Annotated in this window: 13 protein-coding genes; 6 read left to right on the plus strand and 7 right to left on the minus strand. The window is 61.9% G+C overall.

Going from position 1 to position 13647, the window contains the following annotated elements; all coding sequences use genetic code 11:
• Positions 1–49: 49 nt before the first annotated feature.
• Positions 50–1207, minus strand: coding sequence for an acetylornithine deacetylase (gene argE, locus VQ575_RS25695; protein WP_198724583.1), 1158 nt, complete (start codon positions 1205–1207; stop codon positions 50–52).
• A gap of 157 nt (positions 1208–1364) precedes the next feature.
• On the opposite strand from argE, the gene VQ575_RS25700 reads away from it, so the two are divergent.
• On the plus strand, positions 1365–2732 hold the full coding sequence (locus VQ575_RS25700) for a CYTH domain-containing protein (RefSeq protein WP_325918688.1): 1368 nt from the start codon (positions 1365–1367) through the stop codon (positions 2730–2732).
• 139 nt (positions 2733–2871) lie between these two features.
• Here the strand turns inward: VQ575_RS25700 and VQ575_RS25705 are convergent, their stop codons facing one another.
• Positions 2872–3342: an Lrp/AsnC family transcriptional regulator gene (locus VQ575_RS25705; RefSeq protein WP_045157258.1), complete on the minus strand. Its 471-nt coding sequence runs from the start codon at positions 3340–3342 to the stop codon at positions 2872–2874.
• Positions 3343–3470: 128 nt separating this feature from the next.
• On the opposite strand from VQ575_RS25705, the gene VQ575_RS25710 reads away from it, so the two are divergent.
• The 5 genes from VQ575_RS25710 to VQ575_RS25730 all read left to right on the plus strand — a co-directional run bounded on the left by VQ575_RS25710 (position 3471) and on the right by VQ575_RS25730 (position 7635).
• Complete coding sequence (locus VQ575_RS25710; protein ID WP_039590308.1) at positions 3471–3809, plus strand: hypothetical protein; 339 nt, start codon at positions 3471–3473, stop codon at positions 3807–3809.
• A 150-nt stretch (positions 3810–3959) separates the two neighbouring features.
• Positions 3960–5744, plus strand: a complete 1785-nt coding sequence (locus tag VQ575_RS25715) for a GspE/PulE family protein (protein ID WP_039590307.1) — start codon at positions 3960–3962, stop codon at positions 5742–5744.
• 125 nt (positions 5745–5869) lie between these two features.
• Complete coding sequence (locus VQ575_RS25720) at positions 5870–6790, plus strand: SPFH domain-containing protein (protein ID WP_039590305.1); 921 nt, start codon at positions 5870–5872, stop codon at positions 6788–6790.
• A 9-nt stretch (positions 6791–6799) separates the two neighbouring features.
• Positions 6800–7249 carry an NfeD family protein gene (locus VQ575_RS25725; RefSeq protein WP_039590303.1) on the plus strand — a complete coding sequence of 150 codons (450 nt, stop codon included), beginning with the start codon at positions 6800–6802 and terminating at the stop codon, positions 7247–7249.
• Positions 7250–7314: 65 nt separating this feature from the next.
• A complete protein-coding gene (locus VQ575_RS25730; protein ID WP_186707601.1) occupies positions 7315–7635 on the plus strand; it encodes a DUF2388 domain-containing protein in 321 nt (106 codons plus the stop codon).
• 74 nt (positions 7636–7709) lie between these two features.
• Here the strand turns inward: VQ575_RS25730 and gcvH are convergent, their stop codons facing one another.
• The 5 genes from gcvH to VQ575_RS25755 all read right to left on the minus strand — a co-directional run bounded on the left by gcvH (position 7710) and on the right by VQ575_RS25755 (position 13610).
• Positions 7710–8093, minus strand: coding sequence for a glycine cleavage system protein GcvH (gcvH, locus tag VQ575_RS25735; RefSeq protein WP_039590299.1), 384 nt, complete (start codon positions 8091–8093; stop codon positions 7710–7712).
• Between the two features lie 53 nt (positions 8094–8146).
• Positions 8147–9229: a glycine cleavage system aminomethyltransferase GcvT gene (gene gcvT / locus VQ575_RS25740; RefSeq protein ID WP_039590298.1), complete on the minus strand. Its 1083-nt coding sequence runs from the start codon at positions 9227–9229 to the stop codon at positions 8147–8149.
• A gap of 171 nt (positions 9230–9400) precedes the next feature.
• On the minus strand, positions 9401–11026 hold the full coding sequence (locus tag VQ575_RS25745; protein ID WP_039590296.1) for an ABC transporter permease: 1626 nt from the start codon (positions 11024–11026) through the stop codon (positions 9401–9403).
• Between the two features lie 212 nt (positions 11027–11238).
• Positions 11239–12243 (minus strand): extracellular solute-binding protein, encoded by a 1005-nt coding sequence (locus VQ575_RS25750; RefSeq protein WP_039590294.1) that lies wholly within the window; start codon positions 12241–12243, stop codon positions 11239–11241.
• A 149-nt stretch (positions 12244–12392) separates the two neighbouring features.
• Entirely contained in the window at positions 12393–13610 is a 1218-nt protein-coding gene (locus tag VQ575_RS25755; RefSeq protein WP_325919910.1) for a 2-octaprenyl-3-methyl-6-methoxy-1,4-benzoquinol hydroxylase, read from the minus strand.
• Positions 13611–13647: the final 37 nt, after the last annotated feature.

The raw sequence follows: 13647 nt of genomic DNA on the forward strand, positions 1-13647 counted from the left end.
ACACGCGCGCTCTCCTCATGTGATGAATACGGGCCCGCACGGGGGCAATTTAACCGGCCGTGGCCGGCGTCAGGCAGTAATGACCGATCAACTGACGCAGCAATTGCACGGTAGGTTGCAAACGTGACATTTCAAGGTACTCGCCGGGCTGATGGGCGCAGGCGATATCACCAGGACCCAGCACCAGGGTTTCGCAGCCAAGGCGCTGAAGATAAGGCGCTTCGGTGCCGAACGCCACTGCTTCGGCGCGATAACCCGTCAGCCGCTCGGCCACGCGCACCAATTCGGCATCCTCGGCCTGCTCGAACGGGGGCACCTCGGGAAACAACGGCGCGTAGTCGATCTTGACCTTGTGGCGTTCGGCGATGGGGTCGAGCTTCTGCTGGATCGCTGCCCGCAGCACCTGCGGGTCCATGCCTGGCAAGGGGCGCAAGTCGAATTCCATGGAGCATTGGCCACAGATCCGGTTGGGATTGTCACCGCCGTGGATGCAGCCGAAATTCAGCGTCGGTTGCGGCACGGTAAATTGCGGATTACGGAATTCACGCTGCCATTGCAACCGCAAGCCGCGCAGCTCACCCATGGCGTCGTGCATGGCTTCGAGGGCGCTGTGGCCCAGGCTTGGGTCGGATGAGTGGCCGCTGCGCCCGAGAATATCGATGCGCTCCATCATCACGCCCTTGTGCAGGCGAATCGGCCGCAGGCCGGTGGGCTCGCCGATCACCGCAGCGCGGCCCAATGGCCGGCCGGCATCGGCCAGGGCGCGGGCGCCGGCCATGGAGCTTTCTTCATCGCACGTGGCGAGGATCAGCAACGGTTGCTTGAACGGTTGGTCCAGCAGCGGCTTGACCGCTTCGATCGCCAGGGCAAAAAAACCTTTCATGTCGCAACTGCCCAGGCCCACCCATCGCCCATCGACCTCGGTGAGTTTCAGCGGATCGGTCTGCCACAACGCGCCGTCGAACGGCACCGTGTCACTGTGGCCAGCCAGCACCAGCCCGCCGGGGCCCGTGCCGAAACTCGCCAGTAGATTGAACTTGCCGGGGCTGACCTGTTGGATGTCACAGGAAAACCCAAGCTCGGTGAGCCAGCCCGCCAGCAGCTCGATAACGGCGCCATTGGACTGGTCCAGCGTCGCCTGGGTGCAACTGACCGATGGCGCAGCGATCAGGGCAGCGAATTGATCTTTCATGGACGGCAAAGGCATCGCTGGCTCCGGACTTGCAGATTGAAGTCCATCATAGAGCCATCGAGCGCAAGGATGGAACCGTTCGGCGCGTAGGCTCGAGGAGTCCTGTACACTGCACGGCCTTGGCAGCCACACCTTCCCCCGGCTGCGCACCCGATCCCTGGATTTTCCGGCCATGCAGAAAGAAACCGAAATCAAACTCCGCGTCAGCCGCGAGACCCTGGCAGCGTTGCGTGAGCATCCGCTGTTGAAAAAACGCAACAAGAGTGGCTGGGAACGCCACGAACTGATGAACCAGTACTTCGACACGCCGGAACGTGACCTGGCCCGGGCCAAAGTCGCCCTGCGCCTGCGTCGCGACGGCGAAGAGGTGATCCAGACCCTCAAGACGCGCGGCCAGAGCGTCGCCGGTCTGTCCGAGCGCAACGAATACGACTGGAACCTGCCCAAGGCCAAGCTGGACCTGAAGAAACTCGAGGGCGAGTGCTGGCCCGAGGCGCTGGCAGACCTGGATAAAAAGACCCTCAAGGCGATCTTCACCACCGACTTCGTTCGTGAACGCGCCGAAATCGCCTGGGGCCGTGGCAAAAGCAAAGTGGTCATCGAAGCCGCGCTGGACCTGGGCCACGTCGTGGTCGGCAAGCAGAAGGAAGAAATCTGCGAGCTGGAGCTGGAACTGCGTGAAGGCGAACCTGCCGCACTGCTGGAGCTGGCCGCCGAGCTGGCCGCGACCTTGCCCTTGATGCCTTGTGATATCAGCAAGGCCGAACGCGGCTATCGCCTGCATGACGCGGGCAGCTACGCCCTGAGCCTGCCAGCTCCGCAACTGAGCGCCGAAACACCGCTGGACGATGCCTTCGCGGCGCTGAGCTGGCATTTGCTGGGCAGCAGCCAGCGCCTGGCCGAGCAATATCGCTTCAACGGCCACTGGCGCCTGCTGCAGGACTGGGTCGAAAACCTCGCCGAACTGCGTGCATTGCTCAGCAGCCTCGGCCAGGCCGCGCCGCGCCAATCCACCCACGACCTGCGGGTTGCCCTGGACGCGCTGCTGGAAGACTGGCGTCCGCTGGTCCAGGCCGGCCTCGAAGACGAAGACGTGCGCAAGGCGGCACCGGAGCAGTTCCTCGAAGAACTGCAAGACCCGCGCTGGGGCCTCTTCTCCCTCCAAGCGTCACGCTGGCTGCTGGCCCGCAGCTGGGCCGCCGAGCGCAACACCCGTGGCAACCGCCAGGGCGCGGCGCAACTGGGCAGCTGGTTGCCACGCCTGTTGAGCGAAGAAGCTTCGTCCTTGCAACTGCAACGTTACCAGCAGCAGCCAGAAGACCTGGCCGAGCAATTGCCGCGCATCGAACGCATCCAGGCCTGGCTGCATCATGCCCGCCAAGTGCTGGAAATTGCTGAGATGGACCGGCTCTACGGCGAATTGAACAAGCTGGCGCAATTGGCCAACGAACCGATCACCGACGAGCTTCTGGATGCGCGCAAGCAACAGGCGATCGCGGTGTATCAGAACCGGGCCTGGAAGACTTTGCTGCGCCTGTAACACCGCTTCGCGAGCAGGCTCGCACACAGGGGTTCAGCGTTAGAGTCAGATTTTGTGACCGCTGAAATTCAACTGTAAGAGCGAGCTTGCTTCGGACGGCGATCCGACGATGGGGCCAGCCCGCACACCTGCAGAAGCTTCAGCGCACCACCGGCAAACTCGTCGTGGACTTGATTTCCGACAGCGCCACGATCGAGTTCACTTCCTGGATCCCCGGCACCATCGACAGCTTCTCGAAAAAGAAGCGCTCGTAGGCCTCGATGTCCGCCGTGACAATGCGCAGCAAGAAATCCACCGACCCCATCAGCACGTAGCATTCCAGCACCTCAGGGAAGCCGCGGATCGCCTCGGTGAATTCGGTGAAATTCGAGCGTCCGTGAGCATTGAGCTTTATTTCGGCGAATATCTGCGTGTTGAGGCCGATTTTCTTGCGATCCAGCAGCGTCACTTGCCCGCGAATGATCCCCTCCTCCTTCATCCGCTGAATCCGACGCCAGCAAGGCGATTGGGACAGACCTACCTGCTCGGCGATCTGCGCACTGGAAAGCGAAGCGTCTTCCTGCAGCAAGGCCAGTATCCTGCGGTCATAAGCGTCCAGCTCGCTTTGCATAAATAAACCCCAGATAGATCAATATACGATTAATTCAATTCGGCTAATCCGCTCAATCAGCCCATCTTAGATAAGAAATACCCCGACGCCCATGTAAAGATTTCTCCCGAACTTCTGGAGACTTCCCCATGCCCTCATTGGAATCCGTCAGCACACCAGTGCTTCGTGCCGACGCCTGGCACACCGCCAACACCCATTGTCGCGCTCACTATCATTTGCTCGGGGAAGCCGAGCCGGACCTGCCCTGCCGGGTGCTCAATCTGTTTGCCTTGCAAGGCCTCACGCTGGAAACGGCGCGGATCGAGCGCCTCGACGATCTGCTGTCGATAGAGATCCTCTTGGCCGGGCTGAGCTGGCACCGCGCGCAAGTGATCGCCGAAAAATTGCGTAACCTAATCAGCGTCTGTTCGGTGGACTTGCAGGACGCCGATATTGCGCGGGCCGGGCCGGTCCTGGCGGCCGGTTGAGAGCATCCAGGCAAGAATTGGAAACGCATTGGTCGGGTAGTGGCCCAACGGTCCATAGGGTCGGGACTATTCTTTTGCAGAACGAGCCAGGACGCCGAAGCGTCTGTATCGCGGCTTTGCTGCATTAGTCCAATAGGAACCCGAACGCCCATGTCCACCAAACACGCCACTCAGGACCGCTGGCTGGACCTCAACGACCTGCTGCGCCAATTGGTCACCCAAGGCCTCATCAGCCAGGATTCGGCCGAGACTGCGCTCAATGCCCGCCGGCGCCATAACGCCAACAGCCAGCTACACCCATTGGAATTCATCGCCAACCAGCATCTCGACGACCTCAGCCGCCCCGGCAAGCGCCTGGACCTGGAGAACCTGACGCTATGGCTGGCCCAGCAGGCCGACCAGCCCTACATGCGCATCGACCCTTTGAAGATCAACGTGGCGGCTGTTACGCCGTTGATGTCCTACGCCTTTGCACAGCGCCACAAGATTCTCGCGGTCGCGGTGGATCGCGACGCCGTCACGGTCGCCAGCGCCCAGCCCTATGTCAGCAGTTGGGAATCAGACCTGACCCACGTGCTCAAATTGCCGGTCAAGCGCGTGGTGGCCAACCCCGTCGACATCCAACGCCTGAGCGTGGAGTTCTATCGACTGGCCAAGTCGGTCAGCGGCGCGACGACGGTCGACCAGCAACCCAGCAACCTGACCAATTTCGAACAACTGCTCAACCTGGGCGCCAGTGACCAGGAGCCGGACGCCAACGACGCGCATATCGTCAATATCGTCGACTGGCTGTTCCAGTACGCGTTCCAGCAACGGGCCAGCGATATCCATATCGAACCGCGCCGGGAGCAAGGCACCGTGCGCTTTCGCATCGACGGCGTGCTGCACACCGTCTACCAATTCCCGCCACAGGTGACGATGGCCATCATCAGCCGGCTCAAGAGCCTGGGCCGGATGAACGTCGCGGAAAAGCGCAAGCCCCAGGATGGCCGCGTCAAGACCAAGACCCCGGATGGCGGCGAGGTGGAGTTGCGACTGTCGACCTTGCCCACCGCGTTCGGCGAGAAAATGGTCATGCGGATCTTCGACCCGGAAGTGCTGCTCAAGGATTTCGACCAGCTCGGCTTTTCCGCAGACGACTTGCGCCGCTGGCAGGACATGACTCGCCAGCCCAACGGCATCATCCTGGTCACGGGTCCCACCGGGTCCGGCAAGACAACCACCCTGTACACCACGCTGAAGAAACTGGCGACGCCGGAAGTGAACCTCTGCACCATCGAAGACCCGATTGAAATGGTCGAGGCCTCCTTCAACCAGATGCAGGTCCAGCACAATATCGAGCTGTCCTTTGCCGCAGGCGTCCGCGCGCTGATGCGACAGGACCCGGACATCATCATGATCGGCGAGATTCGCGACCTGGAGACCGCCGAAATGGCGATCCAGGCAGCGCTCACCGGACACCTCGTGCTCTCGACCCTGCACACCAATGATGCACCGAGCGCGATCAGCCGCCTGCTGGAACTCGGCGTGCCGCATTACCTGATCAAGGCCACGGTACTCGGGGTGATGGCCCAGCGCTTGGTGCGGACGTTGTGCCCCCATTGCAAGGCGCCCCTGACCCTGGACGAAGACGACTGGCAAACCCTGACACGTCCCTGGCAGGCGCCACTGCCCACCAACGCCCAACAGGCCGTCGGTTGCTCGGAATGCCGTGACACCGGTTATCGCGGGCGCGCCGGGGTGTACGAGATCATGCAGTTGAGCGACAGCGTAAAAGGCCTGATCCACCCTGACACCGACCTGCTGGCCGTGCGCCGCCAGGCGTTCAAGGAAGGCATGCGCAGCTTGCGGCTTTCTGGCGCGCAAAAGGTGGCGGCGGGCTTGACCACTGTCGAGGAAGTATTGCGGGTCACACCTCAGAGCGAGCAAAAGTAGGCACGGTCCGGCTAAAGGACCGGAAAACTCCCACGAACATACCGGAACGGACCGTAGCGAAGATAATGGCCGCTTGCCCTACACTCAGGGTTCGCAGGTCCATTCAATCCGCACAGGGAACCGTCATGCAGATCGGTAGCGTACTTCTACTTTTCATCGGCCTCGTGGTCGCCATCCTGTTCATGGGGTTCAAGGTCGTGCCCCAGGGCTACCAATGGACGGTCGAGCGGTTCGGCCGCTACACCAATACGCTCAAGCCGGGCCTGAACATCATCATCCCGGTGATGGACCGCATCGGTCGCAAGATCAACGTCATGGAAAGCGTGCTGGACATCCCACCCCAGGAAGTCATCACCGCCGACAACGCCACGGTGCAGATCGACGCCGTGTGCTTTTTCCAGGTGGTCAATACGGCCCAGGCCGCCTACGAGGTCAACAACCTCGAGCACGCCATCCGCAACCTGTTGCAAACCAACATCCGCACGGTGCTGGGTTCCATGGAGCTGGATGCCATGTTGAGCCAGCGCGACGGTATCAACGAGAAATTGCTGCGCACCGTTGATGAGGCCACGGCACCTTGGGGCATCAAGATCACGCGGATCGAGATCAAGGACATCAGCCCGCCGGCCGACCTGATGGCCGCCATGTCAGGGCAGATGAAAGCCGAACGTATCAAGCGTGCCCAGATCCTCGAAGCCGAGGGCTTGCGAGCGTCGGCGATCCTCACCGCCGAGGGCAAGAAACAGGCACAGATCCTCGAGGCCGAGGGCAGCCGCCAGGCCGCATTCCTCGAGTCCGAGGCCCGCGAGCGCCAGGCGCAGGCCGAAGCCCTCGCCACCCAGGTGGTGTCCCAGGCGATTGCCGACGGTAACGTCCAGGCCGTGAACTACTTCGTTGCGCAAAAATACATCGATGCGCTGGGCCAATTAGCCTCGGCCAACAATAGCAAGGTAATCCTGATGCCGCTGGAAGCCAGCCAGGTCATCGGAGCGGTCGGCGGCATTGGCGAAATCGTCAAGGCCACCTTCGACAGCAAGAAAGCCTGAGGCGTGCCTATGTGGGAGTTCCTGCAGCAGATGTCTTATTGGGACTGGCTGGCGCTGGGCGTCATCCTGTTGATCCTGGAAATATTCGGCGCCGGCGGATACCTGTTATGGATTGGCATGGCCGCCGCTGCGGTGGGCGTGTTGACCTTCGTCCTGCCGCAAATGGCGTGGGAGGTGCAGTTCCTGCTGTTCGGCCTGTTCGCTATCGCGACAGCCCTGTATTGGTGGCGACGCCAGCGCAGCGCTATCCGCCAGAGCGACCAGCCGCACCTGAACCTGCGCGGGCAGGAGCTGATTGGCAAGATATTCCAGGTCCATGAGGCGATCGTCGATGGGCGCGGCAAGATCAAGGTGGCCGATGGCGTTTGGTTGGCCAAAGGGCCCGATCTGCCTGTTGGCACAAGGGTCAGGGTAGTGGCGCAAGAAGGTACCGTGTTGACGATTGAAAAAGCTGACTGACGTGTCATGGAACTGAACCGGGGCAACGGCAATCCAAAATCATAGTTAACCCTGTGGAGTCACCTATCATGCGTCTCAAACTTGCTGTCGCGACCCTGGCCTTGCTTTCTCTTCCCGTGGGCTCGGCAATGGCCGACACGTTTTGGCGTAACGTCATCTCATCCGGTGCGACCACCGGTTCCACCTACCTGACCTTCAAGGATAACAAGCTGATCGTCGCCGCCCAGGACGACGCCGGCAGCTTCGTCGCCAGTGACGGCGGCATTCGTGGCCCTTACCTGGAAGCGGCCATGCAGAAAGTGCGTGCCGACAACCCAGGCCTGCAAGCCACCGACATGGAACTGGCCAACGCGATCCTGGCGAAAAACGCCGTCGCCCAGGAGTGATTCCGGGCCAATAAAAAATGCCGCTCGATCGAGCGGCATTTTTTCGCCCGGAGATTACCCAAGGCTGTCCCGTCTTATTCGCCGATTGCAGCCTTGTAGCCGGTAGCGTCCAGCAGCTTGTCCAGCTCGGACGCATCGCTTGGCATGAGTTTGAAGATCCAAGCCCCGTAAGGATCGGAGTTCAACAACTCTGGCGAACCACTCAATTCTTCGTTGACTGCAATCACTTCTCCGGCAATCGGGGAGTAGATGTCAGAAGCGGCCTTGACCGATTCCACCACACCGGCCTGATCGCCCGCAGCAAAAACCTTACCGACTTCAGTCAGCTCGACAAACACCACGTCGCCCAACGCTTCCTGCGCGTGGTCGCTGATGCCCACGGTGACGCTACCGTCGGCTTCCAGGCGAGCCCACTCGTGGCTTTCGGCGAAACGCAGTTCGGCAGGGATATCGCTCATAATTCTGTGTCCTCAAGAGAAAGTGTCAGCGGCCAGCGGCCCGCCGCAAAGGGTTAGATCAGGGTTTTGCCATGGCGGACGAAGGTCGGCTTGACCACTCGTACCGGATACCACTTGCCACGAATTTCCACCTCGGCACGGTCAGCCGTAGCCATCGGAACACGTGCCAGGGCAATGGACTTGCTAAGCGTAGGAGAAAAACTACCACTGGTGATCTCTCCTTCGCCAACATTGGCGATACGGACCACTTGGTGGGCGCGTAGCACACCGCGCTCTTCCAGTACCAGCCCCACCAGTTTGTGCTGTACGCCAGCGGCGAGTTCAGCCTCCAGCGCAGCGCGACCGATGAACTGGCGGTCCGCGGGTTCCCAGGCGATGCTCCAGGCCATGTTCGAGGCCAACGGCGAAACATCCTGGTGGATGTCCTGGCCGTAGAGGTTCATGCCGGCTTCGAGGCGCAAGGTGTCGCGCGCGCCCAGCCCGATGGGAGAAATGCCGGCACCCACCAGGTCGTTGAAAAAACTCGGGGCTTCATGGGCCGGCAGGACAATCTCCAGGCCGTCCTCGCCGGTGTAGCCGGTCCGGGCGATGAACCAGTCACCGTCGGCGCGACCTTCGAAGGGCTTGAGCTGCTGGATCAACTGGCCGCGTGGTTGCGTGACCAGCTCGGCGATCTTGTGCCGGGCCTGGGGCCCCTGGATAGCCAGCATCGCCAGTTCGGCACGCTCGTGAAGTTGTACCTGGTAATCGCCGAGCTGCGCCTGCATCCAGGCCAAGTCTTGATCTCGGGTCGAGGCGTTGAATACCAGCCGGTAACCGTCCTCGACGCGATAGATGATCATGTCGTCGACAATGCCGCCGCGCTCGTTGAGCATGGTGCTGTACAATGCGCGACCGGTGTCCTGCAAGCGATCAACGTCATTGGCCAGCAAACGCTGTAGCCAGGCTTTGGCCTGGGGACCGGCGACGTCGATCACGGTCATATGGGATACATCGAACACACCGCAGTCGCGGCGCACCTGATGGTGCTCTTCAACTTGCGATCCATAGTGCAAGGGCATATCCCAACCGCCAAAATCGACCATTTTCGCGCCGAGGGCGAGATGAAGGTCATACAGAGGCGTACGCTGTCCCATGGGTTTCTCCTTCCGGGCTTGGCGAAGGTGCGGACGGGTACTACCACAGCCCGAACGCCTGAAAAAAAAGGATTTTTCTGACGCTCCTAGCTACCCTGTCCGACAGACGGACCGCACCGAATGCCGCGCATTGTATCCGCATGATCCAGGACTGGCACCTAGGCGTGTGCTCTATTCACTGAGAACGCGCCGGTGGGCCGAACGCCGTATCAATCCGATGACCGGCAGCAATCCCACCAGCACCAGGGTCAGCGCCGGCAACGCAGCTCGCGCCCATTCCCCTTCGCTGGTCATCTCAAAAACCCGTACCGCCAGCGTATCCCAGCCAAACGGGCGCATCAGCAATGTCGCGGGCATTTCCTTGAGCACGTCAACGAACACCAGCAGCGCAGCGCTCAAGGTGCCTGGGAGCAGCAACGGCAGATACACTTTGAAAAACAGTCGCGGCCCACTCACCCCAAGGCTTCGTGCGGCTTCAGGCAACGACGGACGAATACGCGCCAGGCTGCTTTCCAACGGGCCGTAGGCCACGGCCAGGAAACGCACCAGATACGCCAGCAACAGCGCCGACAAGCTGCCCAGCAGCAACGGCTTGCCCGCGCCTCCGAACAGGGTCGACAGCGGAATGACCAGTTCGCGGTCCAGATAGCTGAACGCAAGCATGATCGACACCGCCAGCACTGACCCAGGCAAGGCGTAACCCAGGTTTGCCAGGCCGACACCGGCGCGGATGGACCGGGTCGGCGCCAGGCGCCGAGCGAAGGCCAGCAGCAAGGCGACGCTGACCGTGACAAGGGCTGCGAGACCACCCAAATAGAGGGTATGGACAATCAGCCCGGCATAACGCTCGTCCAGGTCGAAACGACCGCGCTGCCAAAACCACACCACCAATTGCGTGACGGGAATGACAAACGCACAGGCAAAGACCAGCAGGCACCAGCCGCTGGCCGCCAGCGCCTTGAGTCCTCGCAAGGGGTAGAGCGCCTGCACACGCGGTCGCTCGTTGCCGGCCCGTTGGGCGCCCCGGGCGCGGCGTTCCCCATAGAGCACCACCATGACCGCCAACAACAGGAGGCTGGCCAGTTGGGCGGCGCTTGAGAGGCTGAAGAAACCGTACCAGGTCTTGTAGATGGCCGTGGTAAACGTGTCGAAGTTGAACACTGACACCGCACCGAAGTCCGCCAGGGTTTCCATCAGCGCGAGCGCCACGCCAGCGCCGATTGCCGGTCGAGCCATCGGTAGCGCTACGCGCCAGAACGCCTGCCACGGCGACTGCCCGAGGACCCGGGCCGCTTCCATCAAGCCCTTGCCTTGCGCCAGGAAAGCGCTTCGCGCGAGCAGATAGACATAGGGATAGAAAACCAGGACCAGGACCAGGATTACCCCGCCAGTGGAGCGTACCCGAGGCAGGCGCAGGCCACTGCCGAACCATTCGCGCAGCAGCGTCTGCACCGGACCGGCAAAATCCAGCAGGCCAACGAAGACAAACGCCAGTACATAGGCGGGGATCGCGAACGGCAGCATCAACGCCCAATCGAGCCATCGTCGGCCAGGGAACTCGCAGAGGCTGGTGAGCCAGGCCAGGCTCACGCCCAGCAGCGTCACGCCGACACCCACGCCAAGAATCAACGTCAGGGTATTGCCCAACAGGCGCGGCATCTGAGTGTCCCAGAGGTGGGACCAGATTTGCGGATCGATGCTCTGCCAGGACAGCAGCAGCACACTCAGGGGCAACAAGACCAGCGCAGCGACGGCGAAGACCAGGGGATACCAGCGGCGTTGGGCGGGGTGGGTCAAGGAAAGCTCTCTTCTGATGTCATCGCTGACAAATGGTCTCATGTGGCGAGGGAGCTTGCTCCCGCTGGGCTACGAAGTAGCCCCAACGTCGAGATCATGCCCCGTCAGATAAACCTCGGCCGATATTCCGGGAGGCTTCACCCTGGAGCGCCAGCCCGGTCCCGCGGGAGCAAGCTCCCTCACCACACTTCATCGAATGACTGAGGGCAGTCTCAATTCCAGCCAGCGCGGTCCATCATGCGGATGGCTTCGGCCTGGCGTTTACCCGCGACTTCCACCGGCAACGTATCGGCCTTGAACTCGCCCCAGGCGGCGACCTCCTTGGAAGGCTTCACTTTCGGGTTCGCCGGGAACTCCTGGTTCACGTCGGCAAAGATGCTTTGCGCTTCAGGCGTGGTCATCCACTCCACCAGCTTCTTCGCGGCTTCCGGGTGCGGCGCATGCTTGGTCAGGCCAATGCCCGAGAGGTTGATGTGCACGCCCCGATCGGCCTGGTTCGGCCAGAACAACTTGACCTTCAAGTCCGGCTTCTGCTGGTGCAGGCGGCCGTAGTAATAGGTGTTGACGATACCGACATCACATTGGCCGGCATTGATCGCTTCAAGCAGCGCGGTGTCGTCGGAGAACACGTCGGTGGACAGGTTCTTGACCCAGCCCTTGAGGATTTCCTCGGTTTTTTCCGCGCCGTGGGTTTCGATCAGGGTCGCGGTCAGGGACTGGTTGTAGACCTTCTTCGACGTCCGCAGGCACAAGCGGCCTTCCCACTCCTTGCCCGCCAGCGCCTCATAAGTGGTCAACTCGCCCGGTTTGACCCGGTCTGTGGAGTAAACAATGGTCCGCGCCCGCAGGCTCAGGCCGGTCCAGGCATTGGAAGACGCGCGATATTGAGCTGGGATGTTGGTGTCGATGACCGACGAGGTGAAGGGCTGGAGAATCCCCATCTGCTCGGCTTGCCAGAGGTTGCCGGCGTCCACGGTGAGCAGCAGGTCGGCGGTGGCGTTTGCACCTTCGGCCTTGATCCGCTGCATGAGCGGCGCTTCCTTGTCGGTAATGAACTTCACCGCTACGCCGGTCTTCTTGGTGTACGCATCGAAGACCGGTTTGATCAATTCATCGATGCGCGAGGAATAGACCACCACCTCATCGGCGGCCTGGGCGGCGGAAGTGCCAATCAGGGCCAGGGCGAGGGCGGACAGCAGGCGTTTAGTGGCCGACATGGTAGCGGTCTCTCGGTAATGAACGGAGCGCAAATGATAAGGACTCACATTTAGCACCACAATCGGACAGCGGGCAGACACGTTTCCAAATGTTGCACGGGTGACGTTGCGGTGGCTGCTCGCGATAGGCCATAAGCCCAAAACACCGTTCAGGCCTTGGCCAAATCCGGCAGATCCCCCATCAACCCGAGCGCCTCGCGCACAAACAGCGCCTTGGCCTCAGGCAGGCGGTCCACCAGTTTCAACCCGGTGTTGCGCAACCAGCGAACCGGCAGCGGATCGGCCTGGAACAAGCGCTCGAACCCCTCCATCGCCGCCATCAACGCCAGGTTGTGGGGCATGCGTCGCCGCTCGTAGCGGCTCAATACCTTCACATCCGCCAAGCGCTCGCCGCGTGCGGCCGCTTGCAGCAGCACTTCGGCCAGCACGGCGGCGTCGAGGAAACCCAGGTTCACCCCCTGCCCCGCCAATGGATGGATGGTATGGGCCGCATCGCCGATCAGTGCCAGTCCTTCTGCCACGTAGCGCTTGGCATGGCGCTGGCGCAGCGGCACGCACAGCCGCGGATCGGCGCTCAGTACCGTGCCGAGCTGGCCTTCGAAGGCGCGCTCCAATTCGTTGCAGAACGCGCTGTCATCGAGCGCCATCAAGCGCTGCGCTTCATCGGGAGTGGTGGACCAGACGATCGAGCACCAATCGTGCTGGCCGTCACGCTCGAGCGGCAGGAACGCCAGCGGGCCGTTATCGGTGAAGCGCTGCCATGCCGTCATTCGATGCGCCCGGGCAGTGCGCACGCTGGTGACGATGGCGTGATGCAGGTAATCCCATTCGCGCGTTGCCACGCCGGTCAGGCGGCGCACCGCGGAATTCGCGCCGTCGGCGGCAATGACCAGCGGTGCGCGCAAGGTGCGGCCATCGGCCAGGGTCAACAGCCAGTCGTCGCCGGAACGACGCATCTGCTCCAGCCGGGCATTGGCCAGCAGGCCCAGGTCGCAGTCGTGCAGGCGATCCAGCAGGGCGTCCTGCACCACGCGATTCTCGACGATGTGCCCAAGCGCCTCGGCATGCAGGCTGGCGGCCGAAAAATGAATCTGCCCGGTGCCGCTGCCATCCCAGACGTGCATGTCGGTATAAGGGCTGGCACGCCGGGCGGTGATGCCCTCCCAGACGCCCAGGCGCTCGAGGATCCGCTGGCTGGCCGTCGACAAGGCACTGACCCGGGGCTCGAATGCGGCTTGGGCATCGAAGGGCTTGACGCTCATCGGGCTGCCGTCGAGCAGCAGCACTTGCAAGCCACTGCCCTGCAAGGCCAGCGCCAGGGCGCTGCCGACCATACCGGCACCGACGATAAGCAGATCTGCACGCAATTCCATGCTTTAAGCCTGTGTTGCTGGCGACATCAGC

The organism is Pseudomonas frederiksbergensis, assembly GCF_035751725.1.
GTDB lineage: Bacteria > Pseudomonadota > Gammaproteobacteria > Pseudomonadales > Pseudomonadaceae > Aquipseudomonas > Aquipseudomonas frederiksbergensis_A.

Coding starts and splice junctions, on each gene's coding strand:
- gcvT (WP_039590298.1), bottom strand. CDS start 9,229: ATGGGACAGCGTACGCCTCTGTATGACCTTCATCTCGCCCTCGGCGCG.
- VQ575_RS25720 (WP_039590305.1), top strand. CDS start 5,870: ATGCAGATCGGTAGCGTACTTCTACTTTTCATCGGCCTCGTGGTCGCC.
- VQ575_RS25710 (WP_039590308.1), top strand. CDS start 3,471: ATGCCCTCATTGGAATCCGTCAGCACACCAGTGCTTCGTGCCGACGCC.
- gcvH (WP_039590299.1), bottom strand. CDS start 8,093: ATGAGCGATATCCCTGCCGAACTGCGTTTCGCCGAAAGCCACGAGTGG.
- VQ575_RS25750 (WP_039590294.1), bottom strand. CDS start 12,243: ATGTCGGCCACTAAACGCCTGCTGTCCGCCCTCGCCCTGGCCCTGATT.
- VQ575_RS25705 (WP_045157258.1), bottom strand. CDS start 3,342: ATGCAAAGCGAGCTGGACGCTTATGACCGCAGGATACTGGCCTTGCTG.
- VQ575_RS25725 (WP_039590303.1), top strand. CDS start 6,800: ATGTGGGAGTTCCTGCAGCAGATGTCTTATTGGGACTGGCTGGCGCTG.
- argE (WP_198724583.1), bottom strand. CDS start 1,207: ATGCCTTTGCCGTCCATGAAAGATCAATTCGCTGCCCTGATCGCTGCG.
- VQ575_RS25700 (WP_325918688.1), top strand. CDS start 1,365: ATGCAGAAAGAAACCGAAATCAAACTCCGCGTCAGCCGCGAGACCCTG.
- VQ575_RS25715 (WP_039590307.1), top strand. CDS start 3,960: ATGTCCACCAAACACGCCACTCAGGACCGCTGGCTGGACCTCAACGAC.